The 17,217-nt window shown below is 57.9% G+C and carries 12 protein-coding genes and 3 CRISPR repeat arrays; of the genes, 3 read left to right on the forward strand and 9 right to left on the reverse strand.

Going from position 1 to position 17,217, the window contains the following annotated elements; genetic code table 11:
• Positions 1 to 55: 55 nt before the first annotated feature.
• Complete coding sequence (gene umuC, locus ACMGT0_RS20735; protein ID WP_416769594.1) at positions 56 to 1,342, reverse strand: translesion error-prone DNA polymerase V subunit UmuC; 1,287 nt, start codon at positions 1,340 to 1,342, stop codon at positions 56 to 58.
• Positions 1,332 to 1,760: a LexA family protein gene (locus ACMGT0_RS20740; RefSeq protein ID WP_416769595.1), complete on the reverse strand. Its 429-nt coding sequence runs from the start codon at positions 1,758 to 1,760 to the stop codon at positions 1,332 to 1,334. The genes umuC and ACMGT0_RS20740 overlap by 11 nt, the downstream gene beginning before the upstream one ends.
• Before the next feature lie 103 nt (positions 1,761 to 1,863).
• On the opposite strand from ACMGT0_RS20740, the gene ACMGT0_RS20745 reads away from it, so the two are divergent.
• From ACMGT0_RS20745 to ACMGT0_RS20755, 3 genes are all read left to right on the forward strand, one after another.
• A complete protein-coding gene (locus ACMGT0_RS20745) occupies positions 1,864 to 2,556 on the forward strand; it encodes an SOS response-associated peptidase family protein (protein WP_416769596.1) in 693 nt (230 codons plus the stop codon).
• Positions 2,557 to 2,590: 34 nt separating this feature from the next.
• Positions 2,591 to 3,818: direct repeats of the CRISPR family, unit length 28 nt; unit sequence TTTCTGAGCTGCCTATACGGCAGTGAAC.
• 937 nt (positions 3,819 to 4,755) lie between these two features.
• The gene (locus ACMGT0_RS20750) at positions 4,756 to 5,046 is read left to right on the forward strand and encodes a type II toxin-antitoxin system ParD family antitoxin (protein WP_416769598.1); all 291 of its coding nucleotides are present in this window, start codon (positions 4,756 to 4,758) and stop codon (positions 5,044 to 5,046) included.
• A gap of 2 nt (positions 5,047 to 5,048) precedes the next feature.
• The gene (locus ACMGT0_RS20755) at positions 5,049 to 5,417 is read left to right on the forward strand and encodes a type II toxin-antitoxin system RelE/ParE family toxin (RefSeq protein ID WP_416769600.1); all 369 of its coding nucleotides are present in this window, start codon (positions 5,049 to 5,051) and stop codon (positions 5,415 to 5,417) included.
• 184 nt (positions 5,418 to 5,601) lie between these two features.
• Positions 5,602 to 6,409: a CRISPR direct-repeat array (repeat unit 28 nt; unit sequence TTTCTAAGCTGCCTATACGGCAGTGCAC).
• Between the two features lie 146 nt (positions 6,410 to 6,555).
• Here the strand turns inward: ACMGT0_RS20755 and cas6f are convergent.
• The 7 genes from cas6f to ACMGT0_RS20790 form a co-directional block, all read right to left on the reverse strand.
• A complete protein-coding gene (gene cas6f, locus ACMGT0_RS20760) occupies positions 6,556 to 7,119 on the reverse strand; it encodes a type I-F CRISPR-associated endoribonuclease Cas6/Csy4 (protein ID WP_416769602.1) in 564 nt (187 codons plus the stop codon).
• A 3-nt stretch (positions 7,120 to 7,122) separates the two neighbouring features.
• Positions 7,123 to 8,154 (reverse strand): type I-F CRISPR-associated protein Csy3, encoded by a 1,032-nt coding sequence (gene csy3, locus ACMGT0_RS20765; protein ID WP_416769604.1) that lies wholly within the window; start codon positions 8,152 to 8,154, stop codon positions 7,123 to 7,125.
• A 33-nt stretch (positions 8,155 to 8,187) separates the two neighbouring features.
• Complete coding sequence (gene csy2, locus ACMGT0_RS20770) at positions 8,188 to 9,168, reverse strand: type I-F CRISPR-associated protein Csy2 (RefSeq protein WP_416769606.1); 981 nt, start codon at positions 9,166 to 9,168, stop codon at positions 8,188 to 8,190.
• Positions 9,161 to 10,525 (reverse strand): type I-F CRISPR-associated protein Csy1, encoded by a 1,365-nt coding sequence (csy1, locus tag ACMGT0_RS20775; protein WP_416769608.1) that lies wholly within the window; start codon positions 10,523 to 10,525, stop codon positions 9,161 to 9,163. The genes csy2 and csy1 overlap by 8 nt, the downstream gene beginning before the upstream one ends.
• Before the next feature lie 402 nt (positions 10,526 to 10,927).
• Complete coding sequence (cas3f, locus tag ACMGT0_RS20780) at positions 10,928 to 14,326, reverse strand: type I-F CRISPR-associated helicase Cas3f (protein WP_416769610.1); 3,399 nt, start codon at positions 14,324 to 14,326, stop codon at positions 10,928 to 10,930.
• Positions 14,323 to 15,324, reverse strand: coding sequence for a type I-F CRISPR-associated endonuclease Cas1f (cas1f, locus tag ACMGT0_RS20785; RefSeq protein WP_416769612.1), 1,002 nt, complete (start codon positions 15,322 to 15,324; stop codon positions 14,323 to 14,325). The genes cas3f and cas1f overlap by 4 nt, the downstream gene beginning before the upstream one ends.
• 147 nt (positions 15,325 to 15,471) lie before the next feature.
• Positions 15,472 to 16,580: a CRISPR direct-repeat array (repeat unit 28 nt; unit sequence TTTCTGAGCTGCCTATACGGCAGTGAAC).
• A gap of 204 nt (positions 16,581 to 16,784) precedes the next feature.
• A complete protein-coding gene (locus ACMGT0_RS20790) occupies positions 16,785 to 17,216 on the reverse strand; it encodes a single-stranded DNA-binding protein (RefSeq protein WP_416769613.1) in 432 nt (143 codons plus the stop codon).
• Position 17,217 lies beyond the last annotated feature (1 nt).

Genomic DNA, 17,217 nt, shown 5'->3' on the forward strand with positions numbered 1-17,217 from the left:
CCCATGAGATAGCCGAATAGACCCCGGACTTAACACCAAAAATCGGCACCGGTACTCAGGTACAGGAGATCCTCCACAACTGATCCAGCCGCGTCGTGAAGCTGCGGCTCATCATCTCCCGACGCATGCCCCATTCTGGCTTGGTCGGAACGCTGGCAGCGCGCAGGGTGCCCCTGCCCCAGCGCTGGTTGATCTGGTCCAGGACGGTCATCACCTTGGTGGCTTGCTCAGGTTGTGATTCGGCGAACAGGTCGTCGGTGTACTCACCGCGCTGGCAGAGGTTGAGCAGCAGGACTTCGGCCTTGCTGTATCGGAAGCCCGGTCGGAAAAGCTGATCGAGGGCGTCGACGGCCATCTTAGTCAGCAGGCGCACATCGTCCGTAGGGTACGGCAGATCGATCACCACCCCATTGGCGTACTTGGCCTCCTCCGGGTTGAACATCCCAGTCCGGATGCTGATCCGAATCTTCTTGCACAGTGACTGCTGGGCCCTGAGCTTTTCCGAGGCACGCATCATGTACGTGGCGACCGCTTCCTTGATCGGCGGCAAGGTTTGCAGACGCTGGCCGAACATCCGGCTGCAGCAGATCTCCTGCTTCGGCACGTCCGGTTCATCCAGCTCCAGGCAAGGCGTACCGGCCAGCTCCCGGGCGGTCTTCTCGATCACCACGCTGAAGTTTTTGCGCAGCATCCACGGGTCGGCCTGGGAGAGTTGCCAGGCGGTCCTGATGTCCATCCCGGCCAAGTGTGCGGTCATCTTGCGGCCAATGCCCCACACCTCCGACACATCGCAGGCCTTGAGCAGTTTCTCCCGGCGGTGAGGTGCCCGGATATCCAGGACACCGCCCAACTGCGCCTGCCATTTCTTCGCGCCGTGGTTGGCGAGCTTGGCGAGGGTCTTGGTCCCGGCGATCCCCACCCCGACCGGAATGCCGGTACTTCTGAGCACTTGGGCCCGTATACGGCGTCCCAGTTGTTCCAGGTTCTCGGTCATACCGGTGAGTTCGGCAAAGGCCTCGTCGATGCTGTAGACCTCCAGCGCCGGCACCATGGACTCGATCACCGTCATGACCCGCTGGCTCATGTCGCCATACAACGCGTAGTTGGAGGAGAACGGCACAATCCCGTACTGACGAATCTTGTCCCGGATCTGGAAGTACGGCTCGCCCATCTTGATATGCGGCTTGGCGTCCGCGGAACGGGCGATCACGCAGCCGTCGTTGTTGCTCAGGACGATGATGGGGGTATGGGCCAGGTCTGGCCGGAACACACGTTCGCAACTGGCGTAGAAGCTGTTGCAGTCGATCAGCGCAAAGGCTGGCGCTGGGGACTCAATGGCCATGGCTGCGCACACTGAAGGTCACTACCCCCCAGATCGACAGCTCATCGCCTTCCATGACGTAACGGGAGGGGTAGCGCGGGTTCTCCGACATCAGGATCACCTCGGGCCCCTGTTTGCGCAGTCGCTTGCACACCGGATCGTTGTTCAGCAGGGCGACCACGATATGCCCGTGCTGCGGTTCCAGCGAACGGTCCACCACGACCAGATCACCGTCGAAGATGCCCGCCCCCTGCATGCTATCGCCCTGGATCGAGACCAGGTACACATGGGGTGCCCGTATATTCAAAAGCTCATCCAATGAGATCTGCCGCTCGATGTGATCAGCGGCCGGTGACGGGAATCCCGCCGGTACCTTGAAGGCACAGAGCGGCAGCTCAACACCGCCCCCTGCCAAAGGACCTAGAATGGTAAAGCTCATGACGCACGACTTCCGATATACCTGTACGAATATACAGTTAACGTTGTAGGCGTCTTGCGGTCAATTCAAATGAGTGGGATGGCGACAGGCGGAGGTGGTCAGCATGTGCGGACGATTTGCGCAGTACCAGGGCATGGCCGACTACCTGCGCGAGCTTGAGGCCGAGCAGGACGTCATCAGCGGCTACGACAACGAGCCGATCGCCCGCTACAACATCGCCCCCACCACCCGCGTGCTGATCCTGCACAGCGTGGAGGAAGGCCTACGGATTGATCCGGTGCACTGGGGCTGGGCGCCCTTCTGGGCCAAGGGCAAACGCCCTGACCCGATCAACGCCCGAGTCGAGACCGTCACCACCGGCAAGTTCTTCAAGCAGCTCTGGCCGAATGGGCGAGCGCTAGTGGTGGCAGACGGTTGGTACGAGTGGGTCAAGGATCCGGACAACCCGAAGAAGAAACAGCCGTACTTCATTCGGCTCAAGAGCCAGGCGCCGATGTTCTTCGCGGCATTGGCCCAGGTGCATCCGGGACTTGCGCCCCACGAGGGCGACGGCTTCGTGATCATCACTGCCGCCAGCGACCAGGGCATGGTCGACATTCATGACCGGCGCCCGCTGGTGCTGTCGCCCGAGCACGCCCGCGAATGGATCGACCCCGACCTCTCCCCCACACGCGCCGAAGACATCGCCAAAACCCTGTGTCTGCCTGTCGACGACTTCGAGTGGTACCCCGTCGGCACCGCGGTTGGGAACGTCAAAAATCAGGGGGCTGAGATGATACTGCCTATGCGGCAGTGAACGCGCCAGCCGAGCAGCACCAAGGCGAGCCGGTTTTCTGAGCTGCCTATACGGCAGTGAACGCGTCGGCGCAAGACCCGCACCATCAACGAATTTTCTGAGCTGCCTATACGGCAGTGAACGTCGAGGGTGGCGCAAAGATCGACCGCGAGCTTTTCTGAGCTGCCTATACGGCAGTGAACATTGAGCCTGGTCAACGGCCAGCAAGCCCCCTTTTCTGAGCTGCCTATACGGCAGTGAACCAAATGACTGAGCGTCCTCGATTGACATCCCATTTCTGAGCTGCCTATACGGCAGTGAACCACTCGTCCCGCAACTTGATCGTTTCGCCGATTTTCTGAGCTGCCTATACGGCAGTGAACCTTTCGGCGATGCAGCTTGTCGCGCAGGGCGATTTCTGAGCTGCCTATACGGCAGTGAACTTTTCCGACGTACTGCAAGGCGGGGCCTTCGCTTTCTGAGCTGCCTATACGGCAGTGAACTCGAAAGACACGGGCATGTCTCGCAACGATGTTTTCTGAGCTGCCTATACGGCAGTGAACGATTTGGTGGCTCACGGATTGAGCCTGCAGGATTTCTGAGCTGCCTATACGGCAGTGAACGCGGATCATTAGGATTGCTATCAGGAACATTATTTCTGAGCTGCCTATACGGCAGTGAACTCAGTTCGAAGTCGGTCATGGCTTCACCTTCATTTCTGAGCTGCCTATACGGCAGTGAACTACACCGAGGCTCAGGCATTCGCCAGTCTGATTTTCTGAGCTGCCTATACGGCAGTGAACTTGATGTCGCGGATGACTTCTTCGCCCAGGAATTTCTGAGCTGCCTATACGGCAGTGAACTCGATAGTGCCCTGCGTGATACTGGCCGTCGTTTTCTGAGCTGCCTATACGGCAGTGAACGAGCGCAGAGGAGATCAAATAATGTCTGCAAATTTCTGAGCTGCCTATACGGCAGTGAACGTATCAGCCCGCGTCAGGATGAACACGTTTGATTTCTGAGCTGCCTATACGGCAGTGAACCAGCGGTGCGCTGACCCTGTCGATTGCCTTCATTTCTGAGCTGCCTATACGGCAGTGAACCTGGCCTACCTCTGCCGCCTGCGCGGCATTGATTTCTGAGCTGCCTATACGGCAGTGAACCCTATTGGCTTGGCGACCATCAACTACATCCATTTCTGAGCTGCCTATACGGCAGTGAACGGCCTTCGGCGTTGACGAATGGGACGATGCTTTTTCTGAGCTGCCTATACGGCAGTGAACTAGACCATTTTCCAGATAAAGTCTTGTCGGCAAAGAAAAATTCCCTGACATGGCCAGTTTAACCCTCTTTTTAGGCCTCCTCGTAAGTGATTGATTTTACAGGGCGCAATCTCACCTCGAAAAAAGAGGGTCAAAGCAGGTACTCCGATCAGGGTAGTGTCACCGCTCATGAGGGGTGGGCACATGCGAAGCAAGGCTCATGGTGGCGCCGGATCTCACCGATGTCCCCATGCACCGAAATGACTTGTAGCAGATGGGCTTTTGCATCCATCGCTGTCGTTATCCATCATCTGGATGCGTACCGCTGACATTGTCAGCACTCTGCAAATGTAGCTTGGGTCCGAAGGGCTACGATGCGCCACTGCGCATGATCCACCACTAGGTCACCAAGCTTCCAACAATGTGACCAGTCGACGTGTGTCGATGGAAGCGCTGCTGTTCCCAGGTCCCTATGGGCCTTACTCACTTCGCGCACAGCTGCCCCGCTGTCTGCCTTCACTGCCGCGGTGCTTGGCATCAGAGAAACCTGATCCCAGCACTGTCCGTTGTACCCATCCACGCGGGCCCCCTACCCGTCGGACGAAGAGTTCTCCACGTTCTGCCTCATGAGCTTGGAGTACCGAGATACCCCACACCCATTGCCATGCATTGCTACGGCTCATGCCTGACGGCGTCGACAAAGAAGCTGGCAAATGGGTTCGAGCTCACACGCTGTAACCACTGACGGAGGTGACTCTGAAGGCTGGCTCGAAGCATCTATTCCCCCGCTTCCGGCCCCTGCCCTGCAGGTGCACTTCCCGTTTTCGATCCACCCACACAGGCAAACCTTGCAGGAGATTTTTCCCACATGAACCCAAGAGCCAAGCTATGTACGAATCCACAAAATGGCATAATATGCCAATATCCAGACCCGCAGCATTTGCACCAGGAGCGCAAAATGGCCACGCGAAATGTCGTTCTTACTGACCACATGAACCAAGTCATCAATGACCTGGTTGACTCAGGCCGGTACCAGAACGCCAGCGAGGTCATGCGTGAAGGACTTCGTTTGTTGGAACAGCGTGAAGCGCAGGAGCTGGCCAAGCTCGAAGCATTGCGCAGCGCAACCTCAGCGGGGCTGATGGACCTGGAGCAAGGCCGCTCCGTTGAAATTGACGGTGATCAGCTAGGAAGTCTTCTGGCAGAGATCGGCGAGCGAGTGGCCCTCTCCCCCAGCAAGAAACGTTGAGCATGGCGAAGTACCGTCTCTCCCATACGGCTCTTCGTGACATTGAGGATGTTCTGAGGTACTCCCAGGTGCAGTTTGGCTCCCGTGCCAGGATCAGGTATCAGGAACTCCTACGCACTGCCATTGAAGAACTTGCACTCACACCGGACCGAGCGGGTAGCAGCCCGCGCGATGAACTCGCTGAAGGACTGAGGAGCTTTCACCTGGCCTATGTCCGCAGGCAGGCTGCCACGTCCATTGGCACCGTACAGAAGCCGCGGCATGTCGTGTTCTACCGGCTGGCCGGCGATCAGGTCATTGAGATCGTCCGGATACTGCACGACGCGATGGAGGCCAGGCAGCACCTCACACTGGACGTGAAAGGCAACTAGCGGCGCATAGCCGAGAAGCACCGACTCATGTTCCTCACATCCACTTCACACACCGGCGCTGGGGGCTACCCCCGCCGGCACCTCTCTGGACAAACCTACAAGCTGAATCTCGATGCCAGACCTGGCGCGCTAAAATGAAGACGGCAGTGCACAGGAATTCGAAATCCTCTTCGGCTGTGCTCATTTTCTAAGCTGCCTATACGGCAGTGCACCCGCCGCGCCCCTGGGTGCGGGATAGCGACTGTTTCTAAGCTGCCTATACGGCAGTGCACCCAACAACGCATTCAACATGAACTTCGATGATTTTCTAAGCTGCCTATACGGCAGTGCACTTCTCACGCTGGAAGGGTGTGGCGCCTTTACATTTCTAAGCTGCCTATACGGCAGTGCACGCGCTGATGCTGCTGATGCTGCTGCCATTGCTTTTCTAAGCTGCCTATACGGCAGTGCACGCGCACTGACCGACTCGACATTCGATGAACTGTTTCTAAGCTGCCTATACGGCAGTGCACCAGCGTGGCGACCACCTTGTAGCCGTGCTCCATTTCTAAGCTGCCTATACGGCAGTGCACGAGCTGCGACAACAGCGGCGAGTGTTCCCGCTTTTCTAAGCTGCCTATACGGCAGTGCACAACATAAATGCCGTTCTGGATCGCGTTAGTCTTTTCTAAGCTGCCTATACGGCAGTGCACGGGATCGGGAGAAGAAGCGCCGGATCCCGGAATTTCTAAGCTGCCTATACGGCAGTGCACGCTCAACGCTCGGCATTCTGTCGGGCATGAAATTTCTAAGCTGCCTATACGGCAGTGCACAGGGCAATCGGCCCGCGCAAGGCTAAGCTTGATTTCTAAGCTGCCTATACGGCAGTGCACTCGATTGTTTGGGCGCCGGACAGGCTGATGTTTTTCTAAGCTGCCTATACGGCAGTGCACCTTGACTAGGCCGTCGTACTTTTTCGCGATGCTTTCTAAGCTGCCTATACGGCAGTGCACTAGATGATTTTCCCGGTAAGGTACTGACAGCAAAGGGAAATACCCCAGACATGGCTCCAGAACCCTCTTTTTTGGCCCTTCCGTAAGTCATTGATTTTACGAAGGGGAATGAATCGTCCGAAAAAGAGGGTTCGCAAAGCCATGGATCAGAACCAAGGAATGGTAGCGGTGCTGCTCAGACCATAGCTGTTGAAAGTGCCTGGCTGAGCGACCTCCAAGATATCGCCATGGCGGATGAACAGAGGGAAGGCGTTGCCGCTACCATTGCTGCGCAGGCTCACGAAGGGCAGCTTGGTGCGTTTCCCCGCGCTGTCCGGAATGCGCTCGCGAGCCTCTTCCTCGGTGATCCCGTGACGCTTGATCAGCCGACGGCGCAGGCGCTCCGGATTGCTATCCACCTGCACACGACTGACCAGTCGGTAGCGCACCTGGGCCGGCACAGCCGTCACCTCCCCCACCTGCACATGATCGCGCATACCCGTGAGCCAGTTCAGGGTCAGCAGGTGCGCCAGCGCCTCACGATTGCCGTGCAAGCGTAGATGACTGCCCAGATGGTGCCGCGCGCTTTCGATTTCGGGAAAGCTCACGCCCACATCGTCGCGTCTGAGGTCATGCAGGCCCCGGTGCAGCTTTGACATCAGCGCACTCATCAACTGCGTGGCCGCGAACTCTGGATCGGGCAGCAGCTTCAGGTCGAAGTAATGGTCCATGGCTTAGCCCGCCTCGCCAAAGACACCACCGCGGATCAGGGTCGCGATCACAAAGTGCTGCTGTTCCAGGGCCGGCGCCTTGTCCTTGAGCACCCAATTGTCGAGCAGCGTGTAGAAGTCATCCTGGGTACCGCGCGGCTGGCGGTATGCCTTGCCCTGAGTGGTGACCGAACCATAGGGTTCCACGGCGATCGGGCCGTTGGCCTCAGCCTCCTGGTACCAGGTGTCGATGCTACGAATGGCATTGCCGACTTTCTGCGAGTGCAGGCCGGCCACGCTGTCGACGTGGTAGAGGGTCTTGCTCTTCTTGCTGTTGTCCTTATCCAGGATCAGTTCCTGGGACGGGAATACCTCTTGGCCAGCGCCCATGCGCACATAGGCCGTCACACGCAACAGCACATGCTGCCGGCCCGCTAGGCCGCCGGCAATCAGTTGGGTCAGCTCGCCCAGGGCGTCAGCGCTCTCTGAACTGTTATCGAAGTTACGCAGAGATAGAGCCAGTCCGTCAAAGCGCCACGTGGTCGCTGCCTTACCATCGACCAACTGGGCGACCTCCACCTCAACCTGCTCGGCACCGATGCGGTTACGCCACAGGAAACGACCATTGGCCAGGTTGTGGGCATACCGCCGAGCCAGCTCGGTGAAGCCATTCTTATCGACATAGCCCTTAACGGTGTCGAGTAGTTTCTGTCGGTAGTCGCTGTCGTTGCATGCCGACGGCTGGCCGGTGCCGGCGAGCACACGCAGCGTGAAACTCACACGCAAAGTGTCGGTGTCATGAGGTAAGGCGGCAACATCAACAGTCTGCAGGTTGGGCTTCTCAATCTGAGCGTCCAGTTTGGCCGGATCTAGGTCCTTGGTCTTCAGCCGATTGGAGATGGTCCCACGCACCGACTTTTCACCAATGGACACAGGCTTCCAGTTGTCTCGCGACTTCCAATCACCAGCATGGAACAGCGCATCGGAAGGATCGAGCTTGCGCTCGAAAGCCAGTACGGAAGCGGTCTTGAGGGCATCTTTAGTGTCTTTGGCCATGATCAAATACCTTTTAGGAAAATGGGCGGAGCGTTAGAGGTCTGATGTGGTCGGGCGGTAGTCGTTGCGGCACCGGTAGCGCCCCTCATCAGGCGCGGAGTCGGCGTACCACATCAACTGCTCAGCGCTATGCAGGCGATGTGGACTGATCCACTCACCAACGCTGTAGAGGCTCTCAACAAAGCGGAACGGAGTGTCTGCATCACGGGCATGGGCAACAGTCCCAGCAGCTTGTAGTTCGCCCAACGCGCCGTAGCCAACAGGAATCGGCACAATCCACCCCAGATCCGTCCGATCGTTCTCCCATTGGACCTTCTCACTGGGCTCAGCAGGCGTGCACGTCCAGTTGATTCGTGACAACGACAACCAAGCATCGAGCTTCGAAGCACCAGAATCGATGAGCCGCTGCTCTTGGTGCCGCAGCTCCAGTAAGTCAGTGCGATCCACCAGGACGAAGCCTGGCAACAGACGAAGCTTGAGCTGGTTGAACAACGCCTCCCGCTCGCCCTCATCGACCATCGACACAATGAAAGGACGCTGCTTACGCATCGGGGCCGTTGAAGGAATAACACTGCCGCCGGCGATACGCATCTGCGAGAGAATGTCGCGAACCTGATGGGCAAGTCTGGCCACCTCCTCCTCACTGCCAGAGGCACTGAGCGAACGGCTCTGAATACCAAAAACCAGACTGATCTCCAGATGAATACGCCCCTTCTCCACAATCGCTGCGGCGCTGCCGTCACGGTTGATCGGGTTGCGAGTCAGACGCAAGGCGTGGACGAACCCGCCGCTGGTGACCTGCTCCTCATGACGATGGGCAACCACGGCGGTGGCATTGAACTGCAGGTCCAAACCCGCTTCACGCACCTTGCGTTCCAGGGCCCACATCACGCCCAAGAAAGCCGTCATCGAGGGGAAACCATGGGTCAGTGGACTGGACAGCAAGTTGGCGTTTTGCACCTGAAGATGCGGAATAACCAACAGGAAATCGAAGTACGGGCATGCCTCAGCCATGAGTCACCTCCGACGTGCTGGCGCCCACAACTGCTGACGACTTGAAAGGCATTGGAGCATCCGCTTCGATGATGGCCTGCTTGGCCCAATGGGCCTGCTCGACATCACCGACGGGCAGTCGGCGCTTGCGCAAAATGGCGTTGAGCCAGAGGCTGAAGCGTTGAGCGACCTGATCGGCCCAGTCGCTCCCAATGAACGCCGAGACGAACGCCTGGTCTTCTTCGAGACGGTCCTCGCGCGGCTGGAGCCCGACACGATCCGGATCCAGCCACAACCGTTCACACAATGGCAGCTCGCATGCCGGATCACGGCTCCAGCCAGCTGCAAACATCTCACGACTGACAACACCAAAAGCAGCCAGCGAGCGGGCAAGCTCCTGTTCAATTTTCTTGCGTTGGTCGCGAGTCGCCTTGATTGCCGCCGGATCACTTTCAAGTAGCGTACACAGCGACTGGAGCTGCTCCTTTACGCCTTCGAAGTGAAGAAACGGCTCCAACGCTGAGTCGATTTTCATAAAACTACGCGGTCTGCTTTGATCCCAGATGGGAGGCAATGAAGCCAGAAGGTAATTCACGCCAGCTCGATCACTGTTGAGCTGGCTGATGTTCTGCGGCTTGGTGCCGCCCAGCTTGCGCATGACCAGACCACGGTAGTCGCGATAAACCCCATCGTAGGGCTCTCCTTGACGCCGTGCCTGACGCGCAAGCTTATTTTGCTCACCAAAACGCGCCGACTGAATATCCGCGTGCACGGCATGAGCCAGGGTGCTGGCGAACAAAGGCTGCAGCAGGTGAAAACCCGCGTCATCAGTCGGATCACCGTTAACGCACCAGTAAACCTGCTTTGCCAGGCCATGGGAGGCCAGACTCGTGGCTGGACGAACCAGGCTACTGAACGCAGCGGCCCACTCCTGGGCTGTAGCTTCATCGCTGCTCAATGCCGTCAGCAGGTGCTCATCGTTCGCCAGGAACCAATCAAGCAGACGCTTGCCGTCGACTTCACGCTTGAGGAACTTGTAGACGTCCAGCGCTGCGGCATTGCCCACGATGTCATCCGCGTACTGATCGCCCAGGACATGGGTGCCAATCTCGGCATGTTGTCTCAATGATTCGGGAGGGATATGCAGACTGCTGCCCCGCGCATCAGGGTGAGTCGCCTTGAGCACATGCGTGACGGCCTGGATCTGCGACACCCGCCGCGCCGCATCGGCCAACCAGGTACCGTACTCGTACTTGTCTGCTTGAGCCTCATCGCCTTCGCCACCTTTGAGCTTGGCCTCTTTGCGCTCGTCGATAAAGGCGGCAATGGCACTTCGAAAACGTGTAATACGTGATACTTGGGTAGATCCCTCTTCCATTATCGTTCAAACCTTTTGAAGTCGACGTGGCGAACACAACGTATGTAGAATCCCCACAGCAACAAGCTGTTACTGCGGGGATTTACCTTGAGATTGGATTCATGAGGGCCTGGCCCTCAACGTTCTAATAAGAGCGAGTGGTTGCCAATCACCTTGGGTTCCTCCTTTGCAGAGCTGGGCCGATCAGCGAGTTGCTTTACACGCGCTGTTACAGCAGCGCGTGTAATCACAATATGCCACCTACATAGGCAAAGCAACACCATAGCGCCATCGAATGAACTGATAGAACTACCGAATAGGTAGCTCAGAAAATAGCGCCATCGATTGAGCTGATCACAAGCTCTTGATTTAACTACCGAATAGGTAGCGTTCCACTTGATAACGGGGCAGATTTCTGCCCCGTTATTTTTTTTGCGAGAACCCCAACACGGGGTGGTACCGCCACCCGAAGGTGCTCTCGTACACACTGACGGGCGTGAACCGCTCGGCACATTCTCTAAGCGACAGGTTTTGCGCATCGACCTGCTCGTTCAGCAGGTCCAGCAGATCGTACCGGCCCCATGGCTGAATACCCGGGCCAAGCTGGCTATCGAGATCGATGAGTGCGAGCTGTCCCTGGGCAGCGGTGTAGATAGCTGGACTCCCCCGTTTGGCCTCTTCATGAATCCGGTGCAGCACCAGCGCCTGCTCATCGTCATCAGGCAGAAAGACCAGTTCCACTTCCTGGGCGCTGCTGTCGCGAAACGGTTGCTGCTGAGGCAACGCCCAAGTCAGCGCCGCCTGCGGAAATTGCCAGGCACAGGCTGCATCCAATCGCTGCGTCGTTGGCTTGACCCCACGAGGTGTTGGCTGGCGGTTGTCACGAACCTTGGGAAGCATCTGATCGGCCAGTCGCGCATGCTCCAGATCGACCAGACTCTCCTCAGGTCGCCACTGCTCCTGTGGTCGAGGCAGGATGCGGGGCCGGGCCGTCACTGTTCGATATTCGTCTTCGCGGAGCAACTGATCGAGGTCATGACTCTTCAACCGAAAGGGATCACCGGGTTTCCCACCGTCACGTTCAAACCCCGGTTTGATGAAGGCTGCTGGCCTCTGACCGCTGCTGGCCAAGCCCCCTTCCACATGCCTCAGGTTGGTGTTGAAGATGAAGATGTTCGGCGACTGACAGACTTTCTGGCGATGGCGCTGCACCCGCCCCGCCAACTGGATCAACGAGCGCATGGACGAAGGCTCGACGATCGCCCAGTCGTAGTCGTGATCACGCCCCACTTCCGTCACAGGAGAGCCGAGCACCACGAACAGATGATGGGTCTCAGGCGACTCGTCGATCGCCCGACGAATCTGCGGCAGGTCATACACAGCTTCTTCCCTGCGACGGTTCAGGGCCCGATCCAACTGAGCCTCGATAGCCGAACGGATCAGCATCGGAAAGCGTGAGTGATACACGCACAGATGAATCCGATGATCACTGTCGGCGCCAGCCTGAAACAACGCCAGCGCCACGTCGAACAGCGGCTCAATATTGGCCATGCGCACCAGACCAAAACTGACTCGCTTGCCACTTTTTGGGCAGGTTTCTGCATGCCGGGCGTGAACCGTCAGCATCGCCGCCCGAACCTGCTGTGCAAACTCACGGCGAATGGCCTCTTTGCTCTTGCCTGCAATGTTCAATGGCAACAGCTCCCCCCGACGGCAAACGGGCGCTTTCTGGAGGGCAGCGGCTCGAGCTGCAGCAAACTGGCTGTGCTGCGCCACAAACTGCCCTGCATCCCGGCAGGTCGCCACCTGAGTGGTGAACTCATCGACCCACAGGCAGGCAATCTCCGGCACCGACTCCTGAGTACCAGGGACGCCGCGGTTACGCTGATAGTGAATACGCCCTGCCCTGTACGCCTGGAACATACCGTCCAGCAGCGAGGGCGGCAGCGTCGCCGATGACAGCAGCACCCGCGCCCCCAGCAAACCGACCCAATGCATCAGACGCGTCAACGCCGGCAGATCGTCCTGATCAAAATCATCCAGTTCATCCAGCACCAAGTCACTGCTGAGCAGACGCAGCATGGGCGCGATCTGGCGCCCCGCACGCTGAGCCTCCGTGGCCGGCATCAAGTGATCAATGGTGCACACCAGCATGGGAGCGGCCAGTAGCGACCGAATCTTGGGGTTGTCCATGGCCTTGCTGAGCAGGCCGTGGTCAGCCATTTGCCCTTCGTAGACCACATGGCTGTCCTCATCCATCAGTTGCTGCACCGAAGCGGATCCTGTGGCCTCCGCCTGCTCCTGAAAGTACTCAAACAGCTTACGGCTGTTGGCACCGCCCACCCGAATCGCCAGCTCATCCTCATTGAGGTGCAAATCCTGGCGATAACTGTTACCGGTTTGCTGGGTCAGGGTGCGCAGCCCAAGAGCAAAGGTGCAGCGCATCCCCAACTGAGGGTCAGCCAGGGCATTCATGACACGGGCATTGGCCAGGGTCTTGCCGCAGCCAGTAGAGGCCATGTTGACGATAAAGGCGCCCTGTTCGCGGGCCTGGGTTCGCAAACCGCCGGCAGCGTCAGCAGCCCGGTCCTGCCAACGAAAACGTTCATCCTTGCTGCGCTTGCGCAGCCCTGGATGCCTACCAAGGCGAGGCAGGTGCCGCTCAAAATCAGGTAACCCATGAACGATGGTCGCACTGAACCGCGCCACCCCAAGCAAGTGTTCATCCAGCGTCTGCTTGCCAGCACCGCGCTCATCGGTATTGGCGTAGATCCGGTACCCCGCCTCACCCAGAACACGCTGCTTGGAATTCGCAGGCAACGCCGAATAGTGGTGGTCTGCCAGCATCAGGCTCATGCGTGCCAGGTGCATCACATAGGGGTTGCTCAACCAATCCCCTTTCCCGACCTTGGCACACAGCGCCTGCAAGTGCCTGGCAACCTTGGCGGCCTGGGCCCGCCACTTGGGCAACGTGACGGGCAACACTCCTGCGAGTTCCCAGTAGGGACCGATTTCAGCCTCCGTGGCTTGGCGTTTGACCTCGTTCCAATCGTGAGTGACACCCTCAAGCAGATTGTCGAGTCGCTGAGGGTTGAAGCTCTTGGATCGACACCCCAGCCACTGCTGCTGACCATTCTCGTAGACCGGCAAGACGGGCAACCGATGATGAGTGACCACCAGCCAGGCAACTGCAGCGGCCAGCGGCGGTAGGTTACGAAACGGCGGCGCGATCGGCTCATCAAGCCCGTCACGTCGGTAGCGATCACGGGCCAGCCAAGAGGCATCGTCCTGCTCACTTGGCTGGGCCAGACGCTGCAACCACACCTCATCCGTGTCCTCGCCTACGAAGGCGAGAAACAGCCGCAGGGACACCCATTCATGGCGATAGAGATTCTTCTCCCGTACGGGCTTCTTCAGGCGCGCCTGGAAGGCCACGCTGGCTTTGCCCAGGTCGTGCAGCAAGGCAGCCATTTGTGCCAGCAGGCGAATATCCTCGGCCGTGTGCCAGTCGTTCTCATCGTCCTTGCGCAGCACATTTCGCCGTGTGGTGTTGGTGGGCACAGCGCCCTGCTCGTTGAAGCGACTGGTGTCCCCCACGATCCACAGCAGCTCGCTGTGATCGAGCCCTCGAATCCAATGGCAGGCTACTGCGGTGTTACGCCGTGCTGTCTTCTTGAGCAGTTGGCGAAGCGTATCCAGGCCCGCTTGGGTGATTGGGGTTTGCCAGGTTCGCTCACCGCGACGCTCGGCAAACTGATCGAGGATACGCCGGCTTTCGACCAGCGCTCGTTTGTCACATTGGCTGATCAGCAAGATGTTCAAGCGACGGGCGTCCCCAACTGATCAGCAACGGCCTTGAGGCTGTCGATCATAAAGTCCAGGGCCTCGCTGCGAGTCAGGTTCTCGATGCAGGCCTGACGGAAGGCTTGTTCCTCTTCACCGCGCATCGCACTGATGAAAGCCTGGGGCAGAATCAGACCGTCCTTCACCAGGTCCGCAACGTCGAACACCAAACCGCCTCGACGAGTCTTGCCATGTAACACCGCCAATCCATGAGGTAGCCCCAGCACCCAGGTGGCCGTCGCGGCCAAGCCATAGGCCAAGTAGTTACCATGATCCAGAAAGCTGTTGGCCGGATCCCCACCGCTGCCACGTTTGGCCCGAGTGAAGTCACCGTATTGGGTGGCAGTGGCCGCCAGCTTGAATAGCCGTTTGGTCAGACGAGCCTCTTCAGTGAGCAGAAAGGCATGGTCGGGCGCATCGTTCAGGACCGCCAGAGACTGAGCTAGCGCACTGGACAACGCTGCGGGTTCAATCTGAAACCCCGCTTTGCTAAAGGCCGGATTATTGATCCACTGCTGCTGAATGAACTGCAGGCGCAACCGCTGAAAAGCCTTGGCGGCCTCAAGGCGCTGACCCTCATCGAACCAGAAGGAAACCCAGCGTTGCAGGTACTCCGTGGGACGGTACTCACTCTGCGGCGAGAACCAAGCCACCTCAATGTCGATCTCATTTGCACTGAATAATGGCGTTCCCCCTCCGCCACAGAAACCGACCAGAACGCCCGCCCGGGCCAGCTCACGCATGGCGGCCTGAGTCACTGATGTGCCGGTGCCCAGCAACACTGTTGTGGTATTAGCGATCGGGATGTTCCAGTAGAGCGACTGCTTGCCTGCGTCCGTCACGTACTCGACGCGACCGCCGTTGACCAACACTCGGCAGTGCTGCAAGTAATAGATATTGGCGCGTTTGGAGTGAAGGATCGTCTTGAGATCCGAGGAGCGGATTTCTTCCATAAGCCTGCGACCGACTGCATCCATTCAATCATCATGCAGAGGTTATAACGGAAAGGCTGGCAATGTGCCAACAGGCTCCGTGAAACCAAATGCAACGTCACCACATTGCAGTCAGAGGGATACCTGTTCAGGCGTGCACCCGTTAACGCATTCGAAATGAACGTCGAAGACTTGGTCAACTGCCTATACGGCAGTGAACGGTCTGCTTGCCCGCGCCGCTGCCGGCGGGCTTTTCTGGGCTGCCTATACGGCAGTGAACATGGGCGGGCACGGCGCCAGGTCGGGCCAGACTTTCTGAGCTGCCTATACGGCAGTGAACCTCAGCCGCTTTCACTTCCCGGCCGAGGCGCTTTTCTGAGCTGCCTATACGGCAGTGAACGGCATACAACTTGCCCTTGTCGTAGGCCAGCATTTCTGAACTGCCTATACGGCAGTGAACGTCAACTGGTCGGCCAGCAGACCTTGCGGCCATTTCTGAGCTGCCTATACGGCAGTGAACCAGCTCGCTGATGATGCGAGAGACATCCTCGCTTTCTGAGCTGCCTATACGGCAGTGAACAATGACTGCTTGAGTTCCCGCGGGATGTTCTTTTTCTGAGCTGCCTATACGGCAGTGAACTTGATGATGTTTTTCCGTCCAAGGGTTCAACTTTTCTGAGCTGCCTATACGGCAGTGAACTGGCGCGTTTGGCGATTGCGTTGGAAATTGGTTTTCTGAGCTGCCTATACGGCAGTGAACATCAACACCACGCTGGTGACCGTAGGCAACAATTTCTGAGCTGCCTATACGGCAGTGAACGCGATCCATGGCGCGGCGCTCCCAGCGCTCGATTTCTGAGCTGCCTATACGGCAGTGAACATCCCAGGCTCAAGCCCAGCGCATCGGCAAATTTTCTGAGCTGCCTATACGGCAGTGAACAGGCTGCCGGTTTCGCGTACCGCCATCATGCTTTTCTGAGCTGCCTATACGGCAGTGAACGGTCCGACCAGCGTTCGCCTGGACCGGCTGCGTTTCTGAGCTGCCTATACGGCAGTGAACCTCAACACGGCGCAGAACGAAGTCCACGTCTTTTTCTGAGCTGCCTATACGGCAGTGAACACGGGGAAGGAAGTTTCTCGCCGTACGTATCATTTCTGAGCTGCCTATACGGCAGTGAACCCTTCTTACCCAGGACGCGCCCGAATGCCTGGTTTCTGAGCTGCCTATACGGCAGTGAACAAGCTTCCAAGTCGACAACGCTGGCGGGCTATGTTTCTGAGCTGCCTATACGGCAGTGAACTAGACGCTTTTCCGGGTAAGGCCTTGCCCATAAAGGCAAAAGCGCTGTTCCCTTCAGTTTAACCCTCTTTTTTCGCCCTTTCGTAAGCGCTTGATTTTAAAAGCCACAAATTTCCGCCGAAAAAGAGGGTTCAGAAAAAGGGCAACTGCACACCTCATACAACACCAGAAGCAGATCCACCAAGCGTGGGTAGTTGAACGGTTACTACATTCCCTCATTGGCAGATAGCCGAATGACCATCTGCTCATCCACTTCAGGCACAGGCCGCTCCTGGACCATCATCACGGCCCGATCAATACGGTGAGGCAATATCCCCACGCGACTGGCCTGCACCTTCATCGCCCGACATTCATTCCCACTGTCGTCTTCCCATTTTTCCAAAATCATTCGCCCAATAACCAGCACTCGCATCCCCTTACAGTAGAGATTCGAATACCGTTCGGCCTCCTTGTGCCACAGATCAACACCTGCCCAGAACCCTCCCCGATCTTCGTACTCCCCTCCTCCTTTCGAGATCGGATTATCGAAATACACATTGAGCCTCAACAACCGGCGCGGTTCGTTGTTGCCGTTAGAGATCTCTCGAAACTCGGGCTTGGTACCGATGTTGCCCTCCCCCCAGAAGTTGGTAGCCATG

It is taken from the genome of Pseudomonas sp. RHF3.3-3, from assembly GCF_048069595.1.
GTDB lineage: Bacteria > Pseudomonadota > Gammaproteobacteria > Pseudomonadales > Pseudomonadaceae > Aquipseudomonas > Aquipseudomonas fuscovaginae_B.

Bases quoted from the DNA above. Each gene is read 5' to 3' on its own strand.
- csy2 (WP_416769606.1), bottom strand. From the start codon at position 9,168: ATGGCTGAGGCATGCCCGTACTTCGATTTCCTGTTGGTTATTCCGCAT.
- ACMGT0_RS20790 (WP_416769613.1), bottom strand. From the start codon at position 17,216: ATGGCTACCAACTTCTGGGGGGAGGGCAACATCGGTACCAAGCCCGAG.
- ACMGT0_RS20750 (WP_416769598.1), top strand. From the start codon at position 4,756: ATGGCCACGCGAAATGTCGTTCTTACTGACCACATGAACCAAGTCATC.
- ACMGT0_RS20745 (WP_416769596.1), top strand. From the start codon at position 1,864: ATGTGCGGACGATTTGCGCAGTACCAGGGCATGGCCGACTACCTGCGC.
- cas1f (WP_416769612.1), bottom strand. From the start codon at position 15,324: ATGGATGCAGTCGGTCGCAGGCTTATGGAAGAAATCCGCTCCTCGGAT.
- ACMGT0_RS20755 (WP_416769600.1), top strand. From the start codon at position 5,049: ATGGCGAAGTACCGTCTCTCCCATACGGCTCTTCGTGACATTGAGGAT.
- cas6f (WP_416769602.1), bottom strand. From the start codon at position 7,119: ATGGACCATTACTTCGACCTGAAGCTGCTGCCCGATCCAGAGTTCGCG.
- csy3 (WP_416769604.1), bottom strand. From the start codon at position 8,154: ATGGCCAAAGACACTAAAGATGCCCTCAAGACCGCTTCCGTACTGGCT.
- umuC (WP_416769594.1), bottom strand. From the start codon at position 1,342: ATGGCCATTGAGTCCCCAGCGCCAGCCTTTGCGCTGATCGACTGCAAC.
- ACMGT0_RS20740 (WP_416769595.1), bottom strand. From the start codon at position 1,760: ATGAGCTTTACCATTCTAGGTCCTTTGGCAGGGGGCGGTGTTGAGCTG.
- csy1 (WP_416769608.1), bottom strand. From the start codon at position 10,525: ATGGAAGAGGGATCTACCCAAGTATCACGTATTACACGTTTTCGAAGT.